General features: G+C 34.1%; 22 protein-coding genes. 10 read left to right on the top strand and 12 right to left on the bottom strand.

Annotated features, from left to right (window positions below; all coding sequences use genetic code 11):
* Position 1: 1 nt before the first annotated feature.
* The 5 genes from QWY92_RS13750 to QWY92_RS13730 all read right to left on the bottom strand — a co-directional run bounded on the left by QWY92_RS13750 (position 2) and on the right by QWY92_RS13730 (position 5,344).
* The gene (locus tag QWY92_RS13750) at positions 2-898 is read right to left on the bottom strand and encodes a mechanosensitive ion channel family protein (RefSeq protein WP_290272228.1); all 897 of its coding nucleotides are present in this window, start codon (positions 896-898) and stop codon (positions 2-4) included.
* A gap of 1 nt (position 899) precedes the next feature.
* The gene (locus tag QWY92_RS13745) at positions 900-2,213 is read right to left on the bottom strand and encodes an ABC transporter permease (RefSeq protein WP_290272227.1); all 1,314 of its coding nucleotides are present in this window, start codon (positions 2,211-2,213) and stop codon (positions 900-902) included.
* Between the two features lie 5 nt (positions 2,214-2,218).
* Positions 2,219-3,145, bottom strand: a complete 927-nt coding sequence (locus QWY92_RS13740) for an ABC transporter ATP-binding protein (protein ID WP_290272225.1) — start codon at positions 3,143-3,145, stop codon at positions 2,219-2,221.
* A gap of 465 nt (positions 3,146-3,610) precedes the next feature.
* Entirely contained in the window at positions 3,611-4,738 is a 1,128-nt protein-coding gene (dnaJ, locus tag QWY92_RS13735) for a molecular chaperone DnaJ (protein ID WP_290272223.1), read from the bottom strand.
* Between the two features lie 54 nt (positions 4,739-4,792).
* The gene (locus QWY92_RS13730; RefSeq protein ID WP_290272221.1) at positions 4,793-5,344 is read right to left on the bottom strand and encodes a nucleotide exchange factor GrpE; all 552 of its coding nucleotides are present in this window, start codon (positions 5,342-5,344) and stop codon (positions 4,793-4,795) included.
* A gap of 158 nt (positions 5,345-5,502) precedes the next feature.
* Here QWY92_RS13730 and QWY92_RS13725 point away from each other — a divergent pair, with 158 nt between their 5' ends.
* The 4 genes from QWY92_RS13725 to QWY92_RS13710 all read left to right on the top strand — a co-directional run bounded on the left by QWY92_RS13725 (position 5,503) and on the right by QWY92_RS13710 (position 8,366).
* Positions 5,503-6,162 carry a YceI family protein gene (locus QWY92_RS13725; RefSeq protein WP_290272220.1) on the top strand — a complete coding sequence of 220 codons (660 nt, stop codon included), beginning with the start codon at positions 5,503-5,505 and terminating at the stop codon, positions 6,160-6,162.
* A 136-nt stretch (positions 6,163-6,298) separates the two neighbouring features.
* A complete protein-coding gene (locus QWY92_RS13720) occupies positions 6,299-7,138 on the top strand; it encodes a DUF6503 family protein (RefSeq protein ID WP_290272218.1) in 840 nt (279 codons plus the stop codon).
* A 75-nt stretch (positions 7,139-7,213) separates the two neighbouring features.
* Positions 7,214-7,993, top strand: coding sequence for a HipA family kinase (locus QWY92_RS13715; protein WP_290272216.1), 780 nt, complete (start codon positions 7,214-7,216; stop codon positions 7,991-7,993).
* Positions 7,983-8,366: a DUF3037 domain-containing protein gene (locus QWY92_RS13710; protein ID WP_290272214.1), complete on the top strand. Its 384-nt coding sequence runs from the start codon at positions 7,983-7,985 to the stop codon at positions 8,364-8,366. The genes QWY92_RS13715 and QWY92_RS13710 overlap by 11 nt, the downstream gene beginning before the upstream one ends.
* A gap of 28 nt (positions 8,367-8,394) precedes the next feature.
* Here QWY92_RS13710 and QWY92_RS13705 read toward each other — a convergent pair whose 3' ends face one another.
* The 3 genes from QWY92_RS13705 to QWY92_RS13695 all read right to left on the bottom strand — a co-directional run bounded on the left by QWY92_RS13705 (position 8,395) and on the right by QWY92_RS13695 (position 10,635).
* Entirely contained in the window at positions 8,395-9,303 is a 909-nt protein-coding gene (locus QWY92_RS13705) for a TIGR01777 family oxidoreductase (RefSeq protein WP_290272213.1), read from the bottom strand.
* 124 nt (positions 9,304-9,427) lie between these two features.
* Entirely contained in the window at positions 9,428-10,129 is a 702-nt protein-coding gene (gene mnmC2, locus QWY92_RS13700; RefSeq protein ID WP_290272211.1) for a tRNA (5-methylaminomethyl-2-thiouridine)(34)-methyltransferase MnmC2, read from the bottom strand.
* 2 nt (positions 10,130-10,131) lie between these two features.
* Positions 10,132-10,635: a DUF4920 domain-containing protein gene (locus tag QWY92_RS13695; protein WP_290272209.1), complete on the bottom strand. Its 504-nt coding sequence runs from the start codon at positions 10,633-10,635 to the stop codon at positions 10,132-10,134.
* A 92-nt stretch (positions 10,636-10,727) separates the two neighbouring features.
* On the opposite strand from QWY92_RS13695, the gene QWY92_RS13690 reads away from it, so the two are divergent.
* The gene (locus QWY92_RS13690) at positions 10,728-11,795 is read left to right on the top strand and encodes a branched-chain amino acid aminotransferase (RefSeq protein ID WP_290272206.1); all 1,068 of its coding nucleotides are present in this window, start codon (positions 10,728-10,730) and stop codon (positions 11,793-11,795) included.
* 92 nt (positions 11,796-11,887) lie between these two features.
* On the opposite strand, the gene QWY92_RS13685 is transcribed toward QWY92_RS13690, so the two are convergent.
* Complete coding sequence (locus QWY92_RS13685) at positions 11,888-14,905, bottom strand: ThuA domain-containing protein (RefSeq protein ID WP_290272204.1); 3,018 nt, start codon at positions 14,903-14,905, stop codon at positions 11,888-11,890.
* Positions 14,906-14,962: 57 nt separating this feature from the next.
* Complete coding sequence (locus QWY92_RS13680; protein WP_290272202.1) at positions 14,963-15,349, bottom strand: pyrophosphohydrolase domain-containing protein; 387 nt, start codon at positions 15,347-15,349, stop codon at positions 14,963-14,965.
* A 73-nt stretch (positions 15,350-15,422) separates the two neighbouring features.
* Here QWY92_RS13680 and QWY92_RS13675 point away from each other — a divergent pair, with 73 nt between their 5' ends.
* The gene (locus QWY92_RS13675) at positions 15,423-15,608 is read left to right on the top strand and encodes a hypothetical protein (protein WP_290272200.1); all 186 of its coding nucleotides are present in this window, start codon (positions 15,423-15,425) and stop codon (positions 15,606-15,608) included.
* A 654-nt stretch (positions 15,609-16,262) separates the two neighbouring features.
* Here the strand turns inward: QWY92_RS13675 and QWY92_RS13670 are convergent.
* Entirely contained in the window at positions 16,263-18,302 is a 2,040-nt protein-coding gene (locus QWY92_RS13670) for a dipeptidyl-peptidase 3 family protein (RefSeq protein ID WP_290272198.1), read from the bottom strand.
* Between the two features lie 191 nt (positions 18,303-18,493).
* On the opposite strand from QWY92_RS13670, the gene QWY92_RS13665 reads away from it, so the two are divergent.
* Positions 18,494-19,528, top strand: a complete 1,035-nt coding sequence (locus QWY92_RS13665; protein WP_290272196.1) for an SRPBCC family protein — start codon at positions 18,494-18,496, stop codon at positions 19,526-19,528.
* Positions 19,529-19,666: 138 nt separating this feature from the next.
* Positions 19,667-20,437: an O-methyltransferase gene (locus QWY92_RS13660; RefSeq protein WP_290272194.1), complete on the top strand. Its 771-nt coding sequence runs from the start codon at positions 19,667-19,669 to the stop codon at positions 20,435-20,437.
* Positions 20,438-20,535: 98 nt separating this feature from the next.
* Here QWY92_RS13660 and QWY92_RS13655 read toward each other — a convergent pair whose 3' ends face one another.
* Positions 20,536-22,602: a DUF5723 family protein gene (locus tag QWY92_RS13655; protein WP_290272192.1), complete on the bottom strand. Its 2,067-nt coding sequence runs from the start codon at positions 22,600-22,602 to the stop codon at positions 20,536-20,538.
* 283 nt (positions 22,603-22,885) lie between these two features.
* On the opposite strand from QWY92_RS13655, the gene QWY92_RS13650 reads away from it, so the two are divergent.
* Both QWY92_RS13650 and QWY92_RS13645 read left to right on the top strand, forming a co-directional pair.
* Complete coding sequence (locus QWY92_RS13650; RefSeq protein WP_290272191.1) at positions 22,886-23,458, top strand: cob(I)yrinic acid a,c-diamide adenosyltransferase; 573 nt, start codon at positions 22,886-22,888, stop codon at positions 23,456-23,458.
* Positions 23,459-23,774: 316 nt separating this feature from the next.
* Positions 23,775-23,996 (top strand): DUF2795 domain-containing protein, encoded by a 222-nt coding sequence (locus tag QWY92_RS13645; protein WP_019387375.1) that lies wholly within the window; start codon positions 23,775-23,777, stop codon positions 23,994-23,996.
* Positions 23,997-24,083: the final 87 nt, after the last annotated feature.

The following is a 24,083-nucleotide window of genomic DNA, read 5'->3' as shown; positions in this document are numbered from 1 at the left end:
GTTATTGTTTTATAATGTGAATATCTCTTTGCGGGAAAGGAATAGCGATATTATTTTCTCTAAATAATTTATCTATTTCAAATCGGATATCACTTTTAGGAATGGCACTTTGAAAACTATTAGCCAAGGTAAAAACCAATTTGAAATCTAAGGAGCTATCTCCAAAATTTGAAAAATAAACATAAGGTGCCGGTTCGTCTAGCACTAACTCTTGTTTTGTTGCAGCCTCCAAAAGTAGCTTTTTCACCAATTGCACATCGCTGCCATAAGCTACCCCAACCTCAACCGATTCTCGGGTGGTTGTTCCATTTTGCGTCCAGTTATATAAACTATTAGTTAAGTATAAATGGTTAGGTATTATTAATACTTTATTATCTATGGTAACGGCTCTAGTGGTGCGTAGTTTAATTTCCTCTACACGCCCTACTTTACCTTCAATCTCGATAATATCATCCACATGTACCGACTGGTCGATTAATATAAAAATACCCGAAATAATGTCTTGGAATAAGGTTTGTAAAGCTAAACCAATACCGATTAATAAGGCGGCCGACGCAGCAAATATGGCTGTAATATTTATGCCCATGGAATTCATAGCAACAAGCAAAACCACTACGTATACAAACCATTTAGCAAAAGAGAAAATTGTAAAAAATTCGGAATGATTCTCTTTTGGTATTCTTCGCAGTAACAATTTGTTCACCAACCGTAACACAAAAGTGGTTATAACCAAAATAGAGATAACAATTAAGATAAATCTTACTGTTAACACCCCTGTTTCATAACCATCCGTATCTGTTAAAGTGATGACTTTATAATTAAGAAACGTTACAATTTGTTCCCAAAGGGAGCTGTTTTCTATGGTTTCTTCTATATGTTCGAGCGTTCCTTCTTGCATATTAGTATTTAATCCATTTAATTAATTCTTTATACGTTGGCTTTTTACCATACATTAAAATACCAACACGGTAAATTTTAGCCGCAAACCAAACCGTAAACATAAATGTCCCTACTAAAATTAAAAAAGACAATATTTGCTGCCAAATTGGAACACCAAACGGAATACGCATAAGCATAACTACCGGCGAGGTAAACGGAATAAAAGAAAATACGGTAGAAACTGTTCCATGCGGATCTTCTACTACAGTGAATATCCCTATATATACCGCCAAAACTAAAGGCATTAGTATAGGCATCATGAATTGTTGGGTATCGGTTTCGTTATCAACAGCGGCACCAATAGCAGCGTACAACGAACTGTATAATAAATAGCCTCCAATAAAAAATAAAGCAAAAGCTAATACCAAGTTAAATAATGGTAAATTATAAAACGCCGTTAGTACATTTTGAATCTCCATATTCATTTCAGGGTTTTCCATAGCCTGTTGCATCATTTGTTGCTGCGGCGTTTGTACCGCTGCCAAATCTACACCAAACACCATCGGGATAATTAACATCAATATTGCTCCCAAAATAGTCCAAATTAAAAACTGCGTAATTCCGGCCAATGAGGTACCGAAAATTTTACCCAACATAAGTTGCATAGGTTTTACAGAAGATATAATAACTTCGATAATGCGACTTGTTTTTTCTTCGATAACACTACGCATAATCATGTTTCCATAAATAATAATAAACATGAAAAGTAGATACCCAGCAGCACCTCCAAAAGCGATTTTTACAACACTATCTATTTTTGATGTTTTTTGTCCATCGAAACTTTCTTGAGCTATATTTACTTTAACTTCGGAAGCGTTAATCATATCCACATCAACCCCGTTTTTAAGCAGGTTTATATTGGTTAACGTTGCTGCTATTTGGTTTTCTAAATCGGAAATGGTATTGAGCGATGGTGATTCTTCAGAATAAAACGTAATGTGTTCTGATAGTGTTTTTACGTCATCCATTTTATCAACATGCAACAAACCGTAAGCCTCGGTTTCTTTAGATAAAGCCTTGGCATCATCCAGCGACATTTGCTCTAAAACATGGTAGGTGGTATGTTCTGAATTTTTGAAAATATTACGCACTAATCCCGATTCGTCTAACACGGAAATAACACGAACTTTATCGTTGTTTAATTGAGTTAAATAGGCTACAACCGCTATAAGCGCCGCAAAAATTAACGGACTTAAAAACGTCATGATTATAAACGACTTATTTCTAACTTTGTTTAGATATTCGCGTTTTATAATGAGTGGTAAGTGATTCATAAAAATTAATTATTCTTTACAGTTTGAATAAAAATATCGTTAACGCTCGGTATGAGTTCTACAAAATGAGACACCTCGCCTTTACTAGCCAAAAAGCCTAGTAAATCGTTCGACTTCTCGTTATCTTGAAGTTTTATATTCAACTTCAACTCATCTTCCAAAGTTTTAAAATAAGCATCGGAAACACTAAATTTTTGTGCTAATTCTTCTTTTAAAGCCAATTGATCGTTGGCACGAACACCAATCTCGTAAGTATTAGATTTAAATTGACGTTTTACATCGACCAATTTACCTTCTAAAATTTTATTCGATTTATTAATAAGTGCAATATCATCACATAGTTCTTCTACGGATTCCATACGGTGGGTAGAAAAAATAATGGTGGCGCCTTGGTCTCTTAGATGAAGAATTTCATCCTTAATTAAATTGGCGTTTATAGGATCGAAACCAGAAAACGGCTCATCAAAAATCAATAATTTTGGTTGATGCAATACCGTAACCACAAATTGAATTTTTTGGGCCATTCCTTTAGAAAGCTCTTGGATTTTCTTATTCCACCAATCGCCAATCTCCAAACGATCGAACCAATATTTCAAACGTATTTTGGCTTCAGATTTACTCAATCCTTTAAGTTGGGCCAAATACAAAGCCTGCTCTCCCACTTTCATAGATTTGTACAAACCACGTTCTTCGGGTAAATATCCAATATCCATAATATGTCTATCACGAAGCGTTTCACCATCTAAAATTACCGAACCAGAATCTGGCATAGTAATTTGATTTACCACACGAATTAAGGTGGTTTTCCCAGCGCCATTCGGACCTAAAAGCCCAAAAATACTACCTTTAGGAACTGAAAGTGATACTTTATTTAATGCGGTAAAATCGCCAAAGTTTTTAGAAACTTCATTGACTTCTAATAAATTACTCATTAATTTTTAAGTTGACTTGTTTGCCGTAAAGATATTAAATGTTTACGGGAGTGGTTACGTGGTTTCACGATTAATTCATGCGATTTTTAGCTTCCAACCTAAAAGGTAAAAGCAAGCAACACATTTAAACATGCTATTTATCACAAAATCATTGTCGCATTTTTTATTTGTTGAAACGCCATTACAATTGGAGCCTTTACTGAAAAACAAAACCCACCCTCAAAAAAATTAAGGATGGGAAAAAAATTGCTATGAAAAAGAAAAATTACCACTAAAATTAATTAGTGATACTCCAAATATAGTTTTTTTTTGATAATAACGAATAAAACTGTTAATTTTCTTTTCATAAACCAAAAAAATCCGCTAAAAAATAGCGGATTTATAAATTTAAAGCAATCAGTATTATCCTGACGCTCTTTATTTTCTGAAATAATATTTTAAATCAAATTGAAATAAAAGCGTGGTTTATGAAAACATATCTTTTACTTTTTCAAAAAATGATTTATCAGAACTTTCTGGTTTAGGAGAAAAATGATCATCATCTCTCATATTTTCAAAAAAGTCTTTTTGCTCTTTGTTCAATGTTTTCGGAGTCCAAACATTTACGTGTACTAATAAATCACCTTTTCCGTAACCATTAATACTCGGAATTCCTTTTCCGCGCAAGCGTAAAATTTTACCCGATTGCACACCAGCTTCAACCTTAATACGTACTTTACCAGTTACGGTATCAATTTCTTTTGATGTTCCTAAAACAGCATCTGGTAAACTGATATACATATCGTAATGTAAATTATCGCCTTCACGTTGTAAAGTATCATGATCGGCTTCTTCAATAGCGACTAATAAATCGCCCGAAATACCATGTCCTGGTGCTTCGTTACCTTTTCCAGAAACTTTAAGTTGCATCCCATCAACAACACCTGCTGGTATTTTAATAGTTACCGTTTCTTCGGCTACTTTTAAACCTTGAGCATCCGCATCGGCAGGTTTTTTATCTATAGTTTGTCCTGCACCACCACATACATTACAAGGTGCTGCGGTTTGCATTCTACCTAAAATAGTATTGGCAATACGTGTTACTTGTCCGCTACCATTACATGTAGAACATGTTTTGTAAGTTGTACCTTCGGCTTGAACTTTACGTTTTACTTTTATTCTCTTTTCGACACCATTCGCTATTTCTTCAAGAGTTAATTTTACGCGAATACGTAAATTACTTCCTTTTACACGACGTTGGCCTCCGCCACCGCCACCAAAACCAGAAAATCCGCCGCCACCGCCGCCGAATATATCTCCGAACTGACTGAATATGTCGTCCATATTCATGCCGCCGCCGCCAAAACCGCCGCCGCCACCGCCGCCATTTTCAAAGGCTTGATGTCCAAATTGATCGTAACGTGCTTTTTTATTATCGTCACTTAATATTTCGTAAGCTTCGGCTGCTTCCTTAAATTTACCTTCAGCACTTTTGTCATCCGGGTTTTTATCTGGATGAAATTCAATTGCTTTTTTTCGGTAAGCTTTTTTAATTTCGGCTGCAGTTGCTCCTTTACTAATGCCTAATATTTCGTAATAATCTCTTTTTGCCATGCCTATTCAACGCTTCCGAGTAAGGAAGCATTTATTTTAATTAATAATACTTTCTTATTGTCCGATAACTACTTTCGGAAAACGAATTACTTTTTCGCCTAGTTTGTAACCTTTTTCAACAACATCAATAACTTTTCCTTTTAAATCCTCGGTTGGTGCAGGAATTTGAGTAATTGCTTCGTGATTATCTGCGTTAAAAGCTTCGCCTTTTTCAACAACAATCGGTTTTAAACCTTTTTGGTCTAGTGTGTTTACTAATTTTTGATAAATTAAAAGCACACCTTTACGTAATTCTTCAGCTTCTTTATCTTCTTCAATATGACTTAAAGCACGTTCAAAATCGTCTAAAACAGGCAGTAAGGTTTTCATTACATCTTCGCTCGCTGTAGAAAACAATTCAATACGCTCTCTTGAAGTACGTTTTTTATAGTTTTCGAATTCAGCAAAAAGTCTCAAGAATTTATCTTTTTCTTGTTTTACTTCTTCTTGTAGTTTTTCTTCTACACTTAATTCAATAACTTCTTGTTCTTCAGCAGCAGCAGCTGTTTCCACTTCGTTAGCTTCAACCTGTTCCTTTTCTATGTCTTTTGTATCTTTATTACTCATTGTAAATTTCAATTTTCCAATTCTTAAAACTAGTTGGCAAAAGTACTGCCAATATTGTGAAAATGCCATAATGTCATTAAATAATTTTGTTTCTATTTCCTTTACTTTCTTTACGCTTTTGTTTAATTTTACAGATTAACACTAAAACACTTTTTAAGATGAAAAAGAAATTTGTAAATATTTTATTCATTGCAGCAATTACTGCTTCTGTGATAAGCTGTAAAGATAAGGCTAAAGAAGCAGTAACTACCGATGCTGAAGCACCTGTTATTACAGAAGCTGCAAATGCTGAAACTTATACCGTAAACACCGACGCTTCTACAATTGCATGGACTGGTTCTAAACCAACAGGATCGCATAATGGAACCATTGCTTTAGAAAGTGGAGCTCTTAATGTTGTTAACGGAAAAGTTGTTGGCGGATCTTTTATTATTGATATGAAATCTATTACTGTTTTAGATATTCCAGCTGATGATAAGGGCAATGCTAAATTAGTAGGCCACTTAACAAATGCTGACTTTTTTGATGTTGAAAAATTCCCAAATGCTGCTTTTACAATTACTGAAACTAAAGTTGCTGAAGGTAAAACCATGCTTTCTGGTAATTTAACACTTAAAGAAGTTAAAAACAATGTCACTTTCCCTGTTACTATTACTAACCAAGATGATGCCGTTACTATTACCAGTGAAGCTTTCTCTATTGATAGAACAAAATGGAACGTACAATATGGATCTAAATCTATTTTTGATAATTTAGGCGATAAATTTATTAATGATGATATTGAATTAAAAATTACGGTTAAAGCTGCAAAGTCTTAATTACAACATCATTTTTATTGAAAAGCCACTTTGTGAATACATGGTGGCTTTTTTTATTTTATAAAAGCACGTAAACACTAAACGTTCTCCATTGTAAAACACATCTTAAAACTTAACTTTGTTTAAAAAAAAAGAAATGAAAATAAAAACGAATTTACTTCTTAGCGTTATTACTGTTTTCACTTTAGCATCTTGCAAAAATGAAGCGAAACAAGACCAAACAGAAACGCCTACTGATACGGTTGTAGAACAGAAACAAGAATTTAAAAACCAAGCTCATGAGTTAGTACACCAAATGACACAAAGAGTTGGTGATTACAGTAAGCTTGCTAGTAAAAAAGATGTGGTTTACACCTATACCTACCAAACACCCGATGGGAAAACCGATATTATTACAGAAAAATATATTTTTAATGGAGAACTATCTTACGGGGCATATCAAAAACATGAACGTACGCTTTCCGATCTTGAAGGTTTAATTGAACAAGGTTATGATGGTAACGAATTCTGGATAAAACTTAACAATACTCCATTAAATGATCCGGCAGCTTTAAAAAAAGCAGCTTTTAATAGACCCACAAATTTTTATTGGTTTACCATGATGCAAAAATTGCTAGATCCAGGTTTACAATACGACTACATTAGCGAGCAAACCATTAACAATAAAGCTTATGATGTTGTTAAAGTCTCTTTTGATCCAAAAAATGAGAAACCATCGGATATTTACCAATTGTATATTAATAAAGAAACAAAATTAGTCGACCAGTTTTTGTTTACTGTTATGGATTTTGGAAGAACCGAGCCTATGTTAATGGTTATGGAATATGAACAAGTTGACGATTTACTAATACCTACAAAACGTAAATACAAAAAATCTAATTGGGACGCCGAAGTCACCGATGCGCCTTGGATACTTGTAAATTGGACCGACATAAAGTTTAATAACGGCTTAACCAAAGCCGATTTTAAAAAATAAAATAGCTTACTATATTCACCTATTAAAAAATAAGAATATAGATTTACAAAATAGACAAGTTCATGTTTCGTTATTATGAATACAATTGATATTAGAACAGTAAACGTTACGCAATACGTGCATCCTTTGCGAGAAGGCGGATCACTTCCTGCCATTGTTAAAGCAGACGATGGGTTTCTTTACGTCCTTAAATTTAGAGGAGCCGGACAAGGAAAAAAAGCCTTAATAGCCGAATTTATTGGAGGAGAAATGGCCCGTGCAATAGGCTTAAAAGTTCCCGAATTGGTTTTTATGAATCTAGATGACTCGTTTAGTAAAACAGAACCCGATGAAGAAATTCAAGACTTGCTTAAGTTTAGTGTTGGGCTAAATTTGGGATTACACTTTCTATCTAGCGCAATTACCTTCGACCCTTTAGTTAGCACGGTAGATGCCTTAACGGCTTCAAAAGTGGTGCTATTGGATAGTATAATCAGCAATATTGATAGAACTGCAAAAAACACAAATTTATTACATTGGAATAACGAACTTTGGGTTATTGATAATGGAGCTAGTTTCTATTTTCATCACGATTGGAAAAACTGGACAAACCATCTTTCTAGAACATTTCCGCTCATTAAAGACCATGTTCTTTTACCAAAAGCCACACAATTAAAAAATGCTTCAACAGAAATTGAACAAACATTAAACCAAGATAAAATTATAGAAATTATTTCAAATATCCCTGAAGATTGGCTAACAAGTGAATCTGATGACATGAATAGTGACAGCATGAGAGCAGCCTATATTGAGTATATAAACTCCAGACTCTCTAAAATTGATTTATTAGTTAAAGAAGCCAACGATGCAAAATAAATACACATTTGAATATGCCATTATTAGAATTGTACCTAAGGTGGAACGCGAGGAATTCTTTAATGTTGGTGTGATTCTTTTTTCGAAACGCAAAAAATTTCTTGGTATAAAATTTCATATTAATCCAGATAAATTGAAAGCCTTTTCACAAGAAGTTGAATTGAATGTATTTAACGACTATTTAAAGGCTTGGGAATTAATTTGCGATGGCGAACCACAAGGAGGAAGAATAGGACAAATGGAATTATCGGATAGGTTTCGATGGCTTACCGCTTGCAGAAGCACCATTATTCAAAGTTCTAAAACACACCCCGGTCTAAGTGAAGACCCTGAAAGCGAATTGGAAAACATATTTAAAACTTATGTTTTATAACATAAGTTTGGTTTGAAATAATAATATTTTATTTCAATAAGTAATCTAAAGCTGGTTGTAAATGGTGGAATTTAAAACTGAAACCGGCATCTTCTATTTTCTTTGAGCTTACTCGCTGACTTTCGAACAACAATGCATGCATCTCGCCTAAAACCAATTGCATTACAACTTTTGGAATATTTGGCAAAAACATGGGGCGCTCCATAGTAGTTGCAATAGCTTTGGTTAATTGATAATTCGTTACAGGATTTGGTGCAACAGCATTAAAAACACCTCCTTTTTTTTCTAAAAGCGTAAACATAAAAATTTGCGCTAAATCTTCTAAATGAATCCACGATTGCCATTGCTTTCCGCTACCAAAAGCAGCACCTAAACCAAACTTAATGGGCTTTACCATTTCTTGCAAAGCACCGCCATTGTTAGCTAAAACTAAACCAATTCTTATTTTGGTGATTTCTATATTTAATTCTGAAAAGCCATCGACTGCTGCTTCCCATTGATAAACAACCTCACTTAAAAAGCTATTTCTTTGTTCATTTTTAAAATCTTCGGAATAATAATTCGTTAACGAATCGAGATATAAACCAATAGCACTAGCCGATATGACTTGTTCAATTTGATGTGTGGTATTTTTTAGACTATCAATAAGTAATTCTACGCCTTGTTTTCGGCTGGATAAAATTACTTTTTTATAAGACGAAGTCCATCGTTTTGAAATAGTAGCTCCGGCTAAATTTATAATAGCATCCACATTTTTAAAACAATCTAAATCAATTTCCTTAGTTTGAGGCTGCCAGAAAAAACCTTGATAATTTTCACTTTTTTCAAGTTTAGATTTACTGGTGGTTAAAAAATTAACCTTAATATTTTGGGCATGGCAAAGCTTAACAATTTCTTGCCCAACCAAACCGGTAGCTCCTGTTATCAAAACACGCATATCCTTTTTATTTAAAGTTACAAAATATCCGTTTGGATGGCATGCCTTTTAGGGAAGGTTTAACAGAAGTTTATTCAATTAAAAAGACATATAAGAATAGACTTCCAAATTTAGAAACCTGTAACTAAATTATTTTTGAAGAACTATATTTTACACCACGTAACATTTCGCGTTTCCCAGGAGGTCCCTCTAAACGCTCTACTGTAAAACCAACAGCTTGCATAGCACGACGCACACTACCTTTAGCAGAATATGTTACCAAAATTCCGTTAGATTTTAAAGCTTTATACATGGTTTCAAAAACAGATTCTGTCCATAACTCGGGTTGTACACGAGCTCCAAAAGCATCAAAATAGATGATATTAAAGGCGTTTTTATCTGTAATATCTACAAAAAACTTGTGTTGTTTTTCTAAAGAAAAAAGTGGACTTATTTGATGATTTTCATTCCATGACACCTCGTGAAGTGTTTTAAAAACAGTTTCGTTTTCTTCTGCTTTTAATTCCGAAGCGTAATTTAACTGACTGACTTCTTCTACAGAAATAGGGTAACCTTCTACGCCAACATAATTAATTTTTAACTTTAATTTTTCGGCTTCTAAAAAAGTGATAAAAGCATTTAAACCGGTACCGAAACCAATTTCAAGAATCGTTAATTCAGTATCTAAACTAGGCGTATTTTCCGCACAAAAATGCGTTAAGCCATGTTTTATAAATACATGATAAGCTTCCTGTATGGCGCCATGTTTAGAATGGTACTGCTCATCCCAATCGGGTAAATGAATGGTTGAAGAACCATCGGCCGTAATTACAACTTCTCTTTTCACAATTAAGGTATTAAAAGGACACCATCGGCTTCAAAAGAAAACGTTTTTTTAGGCTCAATTATTAATGCAATAGTTTCTTTAGTATCACCTGCGTCTTCAGCATAATGGCGTTGCTCATCTACCGAGATTTCATTAACAAAGGCATTACCGTTTACAATAACCTCTTTGCCTGCGATATCTTTTGGCATAAAAAAACCGTAATCTTTAAATTTAACCATTACCTCGTTACCGTTTTCCAAATCTAAACGCATCCAACAGCCTTTGGCTTGACAAACACTAACAACTTTCGCTTTCATTTTAGAAGGAATACTGTCTCCAACATTCATCGTTTTATAATGATTTGCCATGGAAGTCGCTGCTATAGCATCGTCCGCAATAATTTCATTACCGAAAGATTCATAATTAACAGCTTCAATTTGAGTAATTTCAGCAGGTTTTTTTTCGGCTTTCTCTTTACAAGAAACCAATAAAAAAGCACAAATACATGTCAGAAAAAGTAATCTCATTCGATAAAAGTTTTGTTTTTATACAATTTGTGTAAATATACCCAAATTTTAAAAGCGAATTTACTTAAATTTACAAACTAAATAAGAAGAATATGAGTGCTATAATCAACAATATCGAGATTATAAAAGCGAAATCTACAAAAATTAATGATGTAGATTTCGACGATTTGAAGTTTGGAAGTGTTTTTTCAGACCACATGTTAGTGTGTAATTACGAAAATGGTAAATGGCAAGCGCCTAAGGTTACGCCTTACGAGCCGATTACGCTTGACCCTTCGGCTAAGATTTTCCATTACGGTCAATCGATTTTCGAGGGCATGAAAGCATATAAAGATGAAAATGAAAACGTCTGGTTATTTAGACCGTTAGATAATTTTAAACGATTAAATATTTCTGCGAAACGTTTAGCCATTCCTGAATTGCCAGAAAACTATTTTATGGAAGGTTTAAAAACCTTACTTGAAGTGGATAGTGATTGGATTCCTAAAAACGAAGGTAGTTCATTATATATTCGTCCGTTTATTTTTGCCTCTGGAAATGGTTTTCACGCCTCGCCTGCCGATGCTTATAAATTTATTATTTGCACTGCACCTTCTGGAGCTTATTTCTCTGGAAAAGTAAAAGTTTTAATTGAAGAGAAGTATTCTCGTTCTGCTAATGGTGGTGTAGGTTTTGCAAAAGCTGGAGGTAATTATGCTGGGCAATTTTACCCAACACAATTAGCAATAGAAAAAGGTTACCAACAAGTTATTTGGACTGATGATAATACGCATGAGTATATTGAAGAAGCTGGTGCTATGAATATTTTTGTACGTATAAACGATACATTAATTACAGGCCCAACGAGTGATAGAATTTTAGATGGTATTACTCGTAAAAGTATTATTCAATTAGCTGAAGCGGAAAACATTCCTGTTGAAGTTAGAAAAATATCGGTTAAAGAAGTAGTTGAAGCTGCTAAAAACGGATCGTTAAAAGAAATGTTTGGTGCTGGAACAGCTGCCGTAATTTCTCCAATTTCAGGTTTTGGTTTTAAAGATGAAGATTTTGATATTCCTGAATTAGAAGAAACCTATGCTAGCTTCTTAAAAAAGCGCATTACTGATATTCAAACGAATAAAACAGAAGACCCTTTTGGATGGAGATACGAAGTTAAATAAACCGACTTCCTATTCAAAATAAGAACTATAAAAAACAGCCTCTAAAATATTAATTTTAGAGGCTGTTTTCTTTTAATTATTGTTTTTTAAGACTACTCCTTTTCTCTTTTAAGTCTTACTGATGTTACACCTATTAATGGTCGTACATCATTTAAACCATTATCGGTATAGCTCGCCTTAAGCACCAATACATTTTCGTCTTTTGAAGTGCTTGGCATAATGCTACCTTCTTGAGGTAATGATTTTTTATCTCCATCATTTTCAGCTAACGACATAATGTAAGTCGCTATTTGTCTAGTTTCTTCACTTGAAATACTTGGGTGCGCAGGCATCATTACTTCGCCCCATACGCCACCGCCGCCATTCTTAATTTTATGTTGTAAATATGGAATATTTTTTTTCTTGCGTTTATATTTTTCAGCTACAGCTAAATAATTAGGTCCAATTGAGGCTTCTTTTTCTTTATGGCACGCCTTACAATCCATGGCTTGTGTTAAGGCTTTACCCGTAATTTCCGCTGAAGCTTCTTGATGTCCAAGTGCTACATTAGCCTCGTCCATGCCTTCTAAATAATCTACAGAAACAAAAATATTGCTCGGATTGATATCTGTATTTCCATCAGGATCGGTTACTGTAACTTTATATTTCACAGGAGTTCCTGAAGTAAAAGTTGTTGTATTGCCACCTAATAAATCGATAGTTACTACAGGTTTAGAATTCCCTGCAACTATGGATGATAAATTGGTATGTGTTACACCTCCTTTTTCATCTTTAACATCCAAAGCAATATTGTACTCTCCAATATCTGCATAGCTGTAAGTAATTTCAGGCTCCGTTGTTTCTTTAGTTTCTCCATTTCCTAAATCCCATATATAAACTATGGCATCACCATCGCGATCAAAAGCTTCTACTTTGGCAGTAATAGTCAACGGTACGGCTCCAGAATTTTTATCAACCATAACCTTTTCTATTACAGGAGGTCTGTTACCATCATTGTAAGCTATATAACCTAAAGATGAATTTAAGTTATGGCTATACCATCCGCTACCATATTCTAAAATATAAAGCCTTCCATCTGGACTAAGTTCCATATCGATAGCCGAATTAATTTCTACATCGGGAGCAAAGGGTTCCATTTTATTAAAAGTACCATCTTCAAAATTAGTTACGGCCATCATCCATCCGCGCATCCAATCGTATACAATTAATTTTCCATCGTAATACTCCGGTAATCCGCCTCCATTAGGAAACATATCGGAATAATACGTTGGACCTGCCATAGCATTTCGGCCACCTGTTCCTACTTGTGGAAAATCGCCAGACTTTGCATACGGATAATAAACAAAAGCAGGCATGGCTTCGGGTAATATTGTAAGCCCTGTATTGTTTTTGGAATCGTTTACAGGCTTACTCGGATCAAAGGTAATACCGCTTTCGCCTGTTTCATAATCATAATCCACATACGGTATATTATTGGCAATAAATAAAGGCCATCCAAAATTACCTGCTTTTTGCGCTTGCCCTAACTCATCATAGCCTTTTGGACCACGATTTTTAAAATCATCTTTTCTAGAATCAGGCCCTACTTCACCCCAATACAAATAGCCTTTTTTAGGATCTACCGAAATACGATATGGATTACGATGTCCCATAGTATAAATTTCTGGTCTTGTTTTTTCTTCACCTACAGCAAATAAATTGTCTTCAGGAATGCTATAACTACCATCTTCATTAACTTTAATTCTTAAAATTTTACCTCTTAAATCATTTGTGTTTCCTGATGAACGCCTTGCATCGTATTGCTCGTGCCCAGGGATATCATTTAAAGGCGCAAAACCACTACTTACATATTCTACATTTCTCTCATTAAAAGGTGTTGTATTATCGCCTGTAGAAAGGTATAGTAAACCATTAGATCCGAATGCAATAGAACCACCAGTGTGACAACAAATTTCTCTATCTGAATCAACATCAAGGATTACCTGTTCTGAAGCTAAATCGAACACATCGTCCTTAAATTTAAATCGAGATAAACGGTTTATCCACGCATCTCCTGTTGGACTATAATAAACGTAAACCCAATGATTAGTCTCGTAGTTAGGGTCTTTTTGTAACCCCATAAGGCCTTCTTCGGCATTTACTTTAGGTGTATTTAATGTTTTATGGTACACATCTAATTGAGCTACTTCTAACAACTCCTTTGTAGCAGCCTTATATAGTTTTATTTTACCTCTACGTTCTCCAACAAGTACATCATTATTAGGAAAAACAGTCATTTCTGTAGGTTCAAAAAAGTCACCTTCAATTAAGGTTACTTTAGAAAAGCGATCGGCATCTGGCGGGATTTGAGTGGTAGATTTACTGTAATCTAGATTTTCATTTTTTCCAATAGCATATTGAATACCTCCTAAAATATGTTTTAGGAAATCTGATTCTTCAAAACTTTCGTTGGTATGCCCTCCTCCTGTGTAAAATGCGCGTCCACCATCATAATCATGATACCATGCAATAGGATGAAAATCGCCATTTTCTCCGCCTTTATAAGAAGACTCATCTAAGGTTAATAATACATTAACATCTGGATTGATTTTTTTGTAATTATACAATTCATCGGTTCTATGCCAAACCGTATCCTTTAAATGCTTATTCGCAATAAAGTTTTTATCTTTTACGATAAAATCGGCTTCTGGAGTACCTTTTGGATGACTTAAAAATTGTGCTCCAGCTAATTTGCTGTACCAGCCCCAATCATATTCTGTATCTGCTGCCGCATGAATACCAACATAACCACCCCCTGCTTGAATATAACGTTCGAAAGCCGCTTCTTGTTTATTGTCTAAGACATTACCGGTAGTACTTAAAAATATTATGGCACTATAGTTTTTTAAATTCTCATCAGTAAATAAATCGGCATTTTTTGTAGTATCTACCTTAAAACCATTCTCCAAACCTAGTTTTTCAATAGCTGCTATTCCTTTTGGAATTGACTTATGCTTATAACCTGAGGTTTTTGAAAACACCAAAACTTTTGCACCTCCATCTCTTTCATTACTACAACTCGTAATAATAAAACCGAATACAACCATTAAAACAACAATAATTTTTTTCATTTAAACATATTTATAATCATTAACACCTTTGTTTCAATTTATAATTAGATTATAAATTTATTTATCTAAAATAGCTTTTATATTGGGCTGAAAATAGTTTGGCCCTTTCAATACTTTACCATCTTCTCGGTAAATAGGCTCACCATTTTCATCTAACTTACTCATATTACTACGTTGGATTTCTTCAAAAACTTCTTCAATTTTGTGTTGCATACCATGCTCTATAATGGTGCCACATAAAATATAAAGCATATCGCCTAGCGCATCTGCAACCTCAACTAAATCGTTGTTCTTTGCGGCTTCAAGATACTCTTCATTTTCTTCTTTCATTAAATTAAAACGAAGTATATTTTTAGCATCACCCAAATCGGCTTTTGGGTTTTCTCTGTATCCAATTTTATATGCCGTATGAAAGGCTTTTACAGCTTCTATTTTATTCTTCATAAATTATATTTTTAAACTTCTACAAGCGCAGAAATCTCGTAAGTATTAATTAAATTTGCATAAAAATAGGGATATGTTTAGTAATGGTCAAATGATTTTCGGTGTATTATTTTTTATTGTATTTGCCATTGTTATCGGTTTTACCTACCGAAAAGACCTTAAACTTCATAAGCGTTTCTACAGCGGAAGTATTTGGGTTTTAGCTGCCTTTATTGGTTTTATTCTTATGATTGTTGCTATTAAATACTTTTTTAAGTAGACATTTTTATTGAAATACTTCTTTTAAAAACATTATTTTTTTTATTCTAAGCTATTCCTTTTACGGTATTATTCTTCCTGTAAATATTAATAGTGCCACCTCATTCAAGCTTCATCAGAACATCTATTTATACCACACTTTTCTCCGAGTAGAAATAAAACCCTGTAAACAAAGCCTTTTCATGCAAAATATACCCAACATTGGGTATTTCCTAAAGACTGTACATTCATTAGATTTATACAGCTATTAACTAAAAACAATAATTATAAAAATCATAGAGAAAACACTATTGCTTTTAGGCATTCTAACAACGTGCTTTTCTTAAAAAAACGAAGACCTTGATAAAGCGACTGTTAACGAAACACCATAAATTGAATTCGTTAAAACGCCTATTATTTTGAACTATAAAAAACAGATAAAACCTCGTTAAAACACACATAATCAAATGTTTTACAAATAATTATGTGTTTTAGACGCAACCTTTTTAAAAGTTATGCATCTGCTAAATAGCTATTAAACCAACTGAATATGAAAATCTTAATTATTATCGGTGTACTTCTACTTATTAATATTATCCTTTTAACGTTTAGTGTAAACAAAAAAACAGAACCTTGAAATAAGATTCTGTTTTAAAAATGAGATATTATTTTCTATCTAGTTTACTTCTGGCAGAAAATTGAAATGCTTACTATAAGCTAACATTTGCTCAACAAAAGTTTCTGGTTGCGTCACGTTTATTTTCGTTATTTCACCTTCGTCATTAGTTTCTGGAACTAAAACAGGGTTTACATAACCTCTATAAGGAGCAGAATTAAATTGTTTGTTACGTTCTAAAACCTCAGCATGAATAGCTTGATCCACTTTTACACCGTAACCCTCTACTAAAGCTTCAACAGCCTTATAATCTCCTTCAGATTTTATACGTTGTGTTTCTCTTAATAGCTGTCCAAAAAGGTCATGCAATTTATCATAGTCATTAATATTGAAATAGGTTTTTCCGTTGCGTGTTACTTTTTCAATAACATTATCTGCTTTCCCTTTTTCAAACGCCCATCCAGAAACCCATTGACGATTTCTCATGTGAGCTTCTTCTACATTATCACCTAAATTTAAACGTACTAACTGCGTCATTAAACCATTTCTAATATAACCATCGTAAGCTGCCATAGCCACTTTTTTCCAATCTGGTACAAGACCAAGCTCTTGTAATTTAGGGTTATATAAATAAAATAAGCCCACTAAATCTGCACGACCTTCTTCTAAAGTTGAAGCATAATTTTTTAAAGTTTCTTTAGTTTCACCAACACCAGGATTTAACTTTCCTGAGGCATGCCCAATAACTTCGTGTAATGCAGTATGCAATTTATCACCTAATTGACCATATTCTTCTTCTAACTGAAGTTCTTCTTCATCATGAACAAATTCCTTTAATTTCCCTGAACTTCCAGCATTATTAGAAGCATTTATAATATTTCCTAAGGAAACCGACTTGCTTCCTACTGCCGAACGAATCCAGTTAGCATTTGGCAAATTCACACCAATTGGCGTACTTGGAGAGGCATCACCAGCCTCGCCAGCCACGTTTACCACCTTATAAGTAACCCCAACTACTTTTTCTTTTTTATGCTCGTCCATTAATGGTGAATTATCTTCAAACCATTGTGCATTATCCGATAAAACTTTCATTTTTTGAGACATATCAAAATCATTAATTTGGATAATACTCTCGTAAGAACCACGGTAACCTAACGGATCGTTATAAACTTCTATAAAACTATTAATGTAATCCACATTACCTTCAGTAGCCCCTGTCCAGGCTACGTTATAATCGTCCCAAGTTTGTAAATCTCCCGTTTTATAATAGTCTATTAACAAACCTAAAGCATGCCCTTGTGCATCATTTTCAGCAACAGTTTTTGCCAATTCTAACCATGTAATAATTTCATCAATTGCAGATCCGTAGAGTCCTCCCGATTTATACACGCGCTCTTTTAAAACACCGTTTTCTTTCACCAACTGCGAGTTCAAGCCAAAAGATAATGGCTTATCTGGATTTGGAGATTTTTTAGCTTTATAAAACGCTTCCACATCTGCATTGGTAACATTTGGACCGTAAAAATTAACTGCAGAAAGCCCTACATTATCCACGCCTTGAGCTTGGTTCACTTTTTTATTATCGGCATCATTAAAAATAACATCAAAAGCTTCTCCGTCTAACACTGTACTTGTTTCTGCTAATAGTCCTTTTAGGTATTCAGAAGAGAATTCAGGTTTTAATTTATCGTTTGAATAATGATGATGAATACCATTACTAAACCAAACACGTTTTAAATAGGTTTCAAAATTCGACCAATCTTTCGATGTTTTATCACCAGCATAACTAGTATAAACATGCTCTAAAGCTTTTCTGATTTTTAAATTATAACGGTAGTTTTGATCCCACATAATATCGCGACCAGACAAACCAGCTTGCGTTAAATAGTACACCAACTTTTGCTCCTTCAACGTTAACTGCTCCCAACCCGGAATTTGGTATTTCAATATTTTTATATCGGCAAACTCATCTACATCATAATTAAATGCCACGGTTTCCTTCTTTGTTTCATCTACTACAACCGTTTCTTTTTTCGTGTCTCCACATGAGAAAAGCATTAAATTCACGATTGCAATTCCAACAACTGATTTCAGTTTCATAATTTTTATTATTATTTAATTCAACTTACAATAACAAGGCCTACAACTACATTTAAGTATTGATTATAACGATAATTTAATATTTCGATAATAAAAAGCCATTACTAATTCAGCAAATGTAATAATTTATTAATCGAAATTTAAAAATGATTATCTTTGAATTTCGATTAATTCTCTCAAACTCAAATTCAATGAAAACGTTTAAGTATATTTTGTTTCTTTTACTTATCAGTATTATTGGTACGGCCATTTATATTGCTGTTCAACCCAATGAATTTAGCTTTTCTAAAAGCCGTATAATTGCAGCGCCTACATCTATAATTTTTAATGAGGTAAACGATTATAAAAATTGGACTGAATTTTCGCCATGGTTAGAACAAGAACCTACTGCGACACTTACTTATTTAGATCCATCGAGCGGAGTAAATAGCGGTTATACTTGGCACGGCGATTTGTTAGGGCAAGGTAGCATGACGACTTTAAACGTAATAGAAAATAAAAATATTTCGCAAAAACTAAATTTTATAACGCCTTATGAAAGTGAAGCTGATGTAGAATGGACCTTCGAATCACAAAACGAGGGCACTAAAGTCACTTGGATCATGAGCGGTAAACAAGATTTTATGACGAAAATGTACACCGCTTTTAATGGCCCTATGGAAGACATGGTTGGTCCCGATTTTGAACGTGGTTTATTTAAACTAGACAGCGTTACTGTTGCTAGCATGAAAAAATATAGCATCAAAAATACGGGTATCACAACACACGGTGGCGGGTATTACTTATACAATACAGCGTCATGCAAGATAAGCGAACTTCCAGTACAAATTCAAAAAACGCTACCAAAACTAGGGCAATATGCCGCTAAAAATCAAATACAAATCGCAGGTTCTCCTTTTATAATTTATCATAATTGGGATGATGAAAATAATGCCGTTATGTTTTCTTACTGTATACCGACTACCGAAAAAATAGTATCAGAAGAAAGTGATGTACTTACCGGACAACTTCAACCTTTTAGAGCCGTAAAAACGGTATTAACAGGGAATTACAGTAACTTAAAAGAAGCTTGGGAGAAAGCCATGAGCTACATTCCTGAAAATGGTTTAAACGTTTTAGAAGGTGGAACAACTTTAGAAATTTACAGAAACGACCCCGCTAAAACGCCAAACCCTGCCGATTGGATTACCGAAATATATATCGCCATAACGCCTATTGAAGAATAATATTTAAATTCATTTTTTTAGTTGAAGTTTTACATACTTTGCGGCCTTATATAAATGATGCTTCGGAAAACATAAAACAAACCTTTTCTGAAGAAAAACCAACCACAGAAACCTTTAGCGCTTGCACAGCGCCTCGTTATGTACCAAATAACACAATACTTTAAGTTTTTATTAAAATCGACTAACGAGCACGGTGTACACTCCCCTTTTGTCTTCGATTTAATTACCAAATGTTTTTACGACAAAAAGAAATATCCTGATTATAATGCCCTTTTAAACTATACTTCTACTCTTTTAAAAAACACAGAAAGCATAGAAGTTACCGATTTAGGCGCTGGCTCCCAACTCATGAAACAGCAAAACCGAAGTATTGCTAGTATGGCAAAAAACGCAGGTTCTACCAACAAACGGGCAAAACTATTATACCGGCTTACGGCATATTTTAAACCAGAAAACATATTAGAATTAGGTACATCATTAGGCATTGCCACAACAGCCATGCATTTAGGGCATCGCCAAGCAAAAATTACAACTATTGAAGGTTGCCCGAATATTGCGAACTTTACTAAACAGAATTTTGAACAGTTGGGTTACAAAAATATTTCTGTAATTACGGGAGATTTTAATACTGAAATTAAAAAACTAAAACTCCAAACTTACGATCTTATTTTCTTCGATGGCAACCACCAAAAGGAAGCTACTTTACAATACTTCGAATTACTTTTAGATACAGCGCACAACGACTCTGTTTTTATTTTTGACGACATCTATTGGTCTCCAGGAATGACGGAAGCTTGGAACACCATAAAAAAGCACCCAAAAGTAACAGTAACTATCGACACCTTTTTCTGGGGTTTTGTGTTCTTCAGAAAAGAACAAGTTCGTGAAGACTTTGTGATTCGTTTATAATATATTCCCTTTTTAATATAAACAAAAAAAAACCCCAGAGCCTAAACTCTGAGATTTTCATCTATAGATTTTTACATCTATTTATATTTTAATAGCGATTACTTTACCAAGTTAATCTCTACTCTTCTGTTATTAGTTCTTCCTGCAGCTGTTGCATTTGTATCAATTGGCCTTGTTTCTCCAAAACCAATAGAAGACAATCTAAACTCATCCACTCCATTTTTTACTAAAAATGTTTTTACAGCATTTGCTCTAGAATCTGATAACCTTTGGTTTAAAGCATCACTACCAGAACTATCTGTATGTCCTTCAACAGAAAACTTAGCCGATGGGTATTCAGCTAAAATCTTTACAATTTCAGATAAAACCTCGTGAGATTCTGCTTTTATAGAAGCTTTTCCAGAGTTAAATAAAATGGTTTTAGCATAAGCATTTAATGTTTCTTGAACTTCAACTGTTGGAATAACAACCTCAGGACAACCGTTGTTTGCTACTGTACCAGGAACATCAACACATTTATCATCTTTATCTACAACACCATCATTATCGGTATCTTTCCAAGGGCAACCACCGTTTTCAACAGGACCTGCTACAGTAGGGCAAATATCAACATTATCTAAAACTGTATCTCCGTCTTCATCTCCCCAAGGACAACCTTTGTTTTCAACAGGACCTGCTACAGTAGGACAATCATCTTCATTATCTAAAACAGAATCGCCGTCTTGATCTTCCCATGGGCAACCATTATTTTCAACTGGACCTGCTAATTTTGGGCAACCATCTAACTTATCGATAACACCATCGCCATCTTTATCTTTAGGTTTTCCTTGATATACCGGTATTTTTAAACCTGCATAAACATCGGCACCTTTAGTATCATCACCAGCTAAAGCTGTAATTACAGAACCTGAACCAATATATAATGGTCCTGCTCTAAAGCCTGCTCCTGCTTGAAAACCATTGTATTGTACAACACTTACAGGCACATAGAAACTAAACCATTTACTTTCGAAACGTGGCGTTAAAGAAACTGCATTAGCAATACGACTTGCATTTTCTTTTCCTTTAGATACTAAAGAGAAATCGGTATTTAAGTTTACGTAAAAGCTTCTGTTTAAGCTATAATCTACATTTAAATGTAATGCCGTTGGCAAGTTTACTTTATAACCTACACTGCTATTTGTTAAAGTATATAAGTTATTTAAAATATCATTTAAATCTTCTTCATTATCAATATCATCTTCGGTAACTGTATTTGTAACATCAAAGGTTTCAGAAATAGCATCTTTATAATTGATTTTCCCGATATCTGTGATAGATAATCCTACTTTCAATTTGTATTTATTTTGATCTTTATGGTTGTAAGTCGATCCGTTAGCACCTTCAGTTTTATAATCGGCATGGTTTGGTCTCCATTCGTAAACAAAACCTAAATCGGCACCAAAACCAATAGCTTCTGGAAGTTCATAATCGTAATTATCATTATCGTAATCATCACCACGGCCATAAGTTATAGCACCTGTTGTAGCTATAGTTTCAGATGACTCTGTATAGTTAACAGTTACATTTCTACCGTAAGCATTAGCTGTACCACCACCTTGTAAAAATTTTGCAGTAAGACCACCTTTTAAAAAGTGTTGGTTGTTATCCATTAAAACTCTAGCGTAAGTAACACCAAGTTCTGCCCAAGCATGTCCGAAAGTATTAAAATCACCTTCATTAACAACAAAATCAGTAGTATCATCATTATCAAGGTCATCGATAGTTTCACCATTAACTTCATCAACATTTACCATAGCACGTGCTCTAGTAAATACAGCAATAGAACTCACTTTGTTTAAGTTAAACATAAAAGCAGGCCCCATAACATCTAAATTTACCATCGCATTATTATCAGTCGTTGGCGATTTTTTTGCATCTAAGTCAAAATCATAATCATCTTTGATTGCATCTAGTACATTTACACCGTAATAATCATTACCTGCAAATACGCTAAACCCAGCAAGGTTAATATCAGTTTTAAAACGAGAGTCTGTAATGTTAGCAGGGTTAGCAATAACGCTATTTACACCACTATAATTATCGGTAAGGTACCCCATATAGGATTGAGCCTTGGCACTTAACGTACCGATCACTAACATGACAAGTAAAGAGATTTTTTTCATAATAAAAAGTAAGTTTAAATTTGTAACCGCAAAAATAACAGTTTAAATCATTTAGCACGCATGTTAATTAGCTAACAATCAATTATTACGGACTTTAAACCAATTTCAACGTTTTAATATGATTATTATTAAAAATAATCTTAATTCCTTAAAGATTTGTTAAAATAATAACACGAAAAACCATCAAAAACTTAAAATAAACCCTCTTTTTTTATTAAAATAGATGATCACTTTTTACCTAAACTTTTTTGACTATCTCTTTATTTACATTTACCTTTAACCTATGAAAATTTACACCAAAACAGGCGATAAAGGCACCACGGCATTATTTGGCGGCACACGGGTACCAAAACACCATATTCGCATTGAAAGTTACGGCACTGTAGACGAATTAAACTCTCATTTGGGTTTAATTAGGGACCAAGATATCCATGAGGACTACAAAACCTTACTTACCGAAATACAACATAAACTTTTTACGGTGGGAGCTATTTTAGCTACCGATCCAGAAAAAGCAATTTTAAAAAATGGTAAGGATCGTTTAAATATTGAAAAAATTTCTTCGGAAGATATCCAGCATTTAGAACAAGCCATGGACACAATGAATGCGGTTTTACCGGAAATGACACATTTTGTACTTCCAGGTGGGCATCAAACGGTGTCATTTTGTCATATAGCACGCTGTGTATGCCGTAGAGCCGAACGTTTAGCCTCTGCTCTTAACGAGCTTGAACCTTTTGAAGCGCACGCTTTAGTATATTTAAACAGACTTTCGGACTATCTATTTGTATTGGCACGAAAGTTGACTTTTGACTTGAAAGCAAATGAAGTTAAATGGATTCCGGAGAAGTACTAATACAACTCTATTGAACCTTTAATATTTTTGCTGAATTTTGTTTTTATAGACGGCTCCCGCGTTAGGGATTGCAGTGAAAAGCCCATAGCCCGACGAAGGCGGTGCGAGGACTTGCAACGGAAAGCCCGACCCTTGGGGTAACGCCCAAATTATTTTTGTTGGAAAACAGCGACTACTAATTACGGGTAAGCGCTAAATTTCAACCGTTTATAGCACAAAAAGAGACGTTCTTAAAATTAATGATTAAATAATTCATTTTTTACTTGTGTGTTTAAACTAAAAATTTATTTTTGCAAAAAATAAAACGCAACTACACATGTATTGGACTTTAGAATTAGCATCTTATTTAAGTGATGCACCTTGGCCTGCAACCAAAGACGAATTGATAGATTACGCTATTAGAACTGGCGCACCTTTAGAGGTTGTTGAAAATTTACAGTCGATCGAGGATGAAGGCGATTCGTACGATTCGATCGAAGAAATATGGTCGGATTACCCTACAGATGAAGATTATCTGTGGAATGAAGATGAATATTAAATAAATAGCATAAAGAATAGTTAAAAAGTCTCGTATTGAGGCTTTTTTTGTTCTATAAGGTATCTTTGATATAGATTATAACGTAAG

Source organism: Algibacter miyuki, assembly GCF_030409805.1.
Lineage (GTDB): Bacteria > Bacteroidota > Bacteroidia > Flavobacteriales > Flavobacteriaceae > Algibacter > Algibacter miyuki.
This window is presented reverse-complemented; position numbering and strand designations above follow the sequence as displayed.

What these genes read in the sequence shown, in the direction of transcription:
- QWY92_RS13730 (WP_290272221.1), bottom strand. Translation starts at nt 5,344, where the DNA reads ATGAGTAATAAAGATACAAAAGACATAGAAAAGGAACAGGTTGAAGCT.
- dnaJ (WP_290272223.1), bottom strand. Translation starts at nt 4,738, where the DNA reads ATGGCAAAAAGAGATTATTACGAAATATTAGGCATTAGTAAAGGAGCA.
- QWY92_RS13740 (WP_290272225.1), bottom strand. Translation starts at nt 3,145, where the DNA reads ATGAGTAATTTATTAGAAGTCAATGAAGTTTCTAAAAACTTTGGCGAT.
- QWY92_RS13675 (WP_290272200.1), top strand. Translation starts at nt 15,423, where the DNA reads ATGTTTAGTAATGGTCAAATGATTTTCGGTGTATTATTTTTTATTGTA.
- QWY92_RS13710 (WP_290272214.1), top strand. Translation starts at nt 7,983, where the DNA reads ATGCAAAATAAATACACATTTGAATATGCCATTATTAGAATTGTACCT.
- QWY92_RS13715 (WP_290272216.1), top strand. Translation starts at nt 7,214, where the DNA reads ATGAATACAATTGATATTAGAACAGTAAACGTTACGCAATACGTGCAT.
- QWY92_RS13660 (WP_290272194.1), top strand. Translation starts at nt 19,667, where the DNA reads ATGTACCAAATAACACAATACTTTAAGTTTTTATTAAAATCGACTAAC.
- QWY92_RS13750 (WP_290272228.1), bottom strand. Translation starts at nt 898, where the DNA reads ATGCAAGAAGGAACGCTCGAACATATAGAAGAAACCATAGAAAACAGC.
- QWY92_RS13745 (WP_290272227.1), bottom strand. Translation starts at nt 2,213, where the DNA reads ATGAATCACTTACCACTCATTATAAAACGCGAATATCTAAACAAAGTT.
- QWY92_RS13685 (WP_290272204.1), bottom strand. Translation starts at nt 14,905, where the DNA reads ATGAAAAAAATTATTGTTGTTTTAATGGTTGTATTCGGTTTTATTATT.
- QWY92_RS13690 (WP_290272206.1), top strand. Translation starts at nt 10,728, where the DNA reads ATGAGTGCTATAATCAACAATATCGAGATTATAAAAGCGAAATCTACA.
- QWY92_RS13695 (WP_290272209.1), bottom strand. Translation starts at nt 10,635, where the DNA reads ATGAGATTACTTTTTCTGACATGTATTTGTGCTTTTTTATTGGTTTCT.
- QWY92_RS13665 (WP_290272196.1), top strand. Translation starts at nt 18,494, where the DNA reads ATGAAAACGTTTAAGTATATTTTGTTTCTTTTACTTATCAGTATTATT.
- QWY92_RS13705 (WP_290272213.1), bottom strand. Translation starts at nt 9,303, where the DNA reads ATGCGTGTTTTGATAACAGGAGCTACCGGTTTGGTTGGGCAAGAAATT.
- QWY92_RS13650 (WP_290272191.1), top strand. Translation starts at nt 22,886, where the DNA reads ATGAAAATTTACACCAAAACAGGCGATAAAGGCACCACGGCATTATTT.
- QWY92_RS13670 (WP_290272198.1), bottom strand. Translation starts at nt 18,302, where the DNA reads ATGAAACTGAAATCAGTTGTTGGAATTGCAATCGTGAATTTAATGCTT.
- QWY92_RS13725 (WP_290272220.1), top strand. Translation starts at nt 5,503, where the DNA reads ATGAAAAAGAAATTTGTAAATATTTTATTCATTGCAGCAATTACTGCT.
- QWY92_RS13645 (WP_019387375.1), top strand. Translation starts at nt 23,775, where the DNA reads ATGTATTGGACTTTAGAATTAGCATCTTATTTAAGTGATGCACCTTGG.
- QWY92_RS13720 (WP_290272218.1), top strand. Translation starts at nt 6,299, where the DNA reads ATGAAAATAAAAACGAATTTACTTCTTAGCGTTATTACTGTTTTCACT.
- QWY92_RS13680 (WP_290272202.1), bottom strand. Translation starts at nt 15,349, where the DNA reads ATGAAGAATAAAATAGAAGCTGTAAAAGCCTTTCATACGGCATATAAA.
- QWY92_RS13655 (WP_290272192.1), bottom strand. Translation starts at nt 22,602, where the DNA reads ATGAAAAAAATCTCTTTACTTGTCATGTTAGTGATCGGTACGTTAAGT.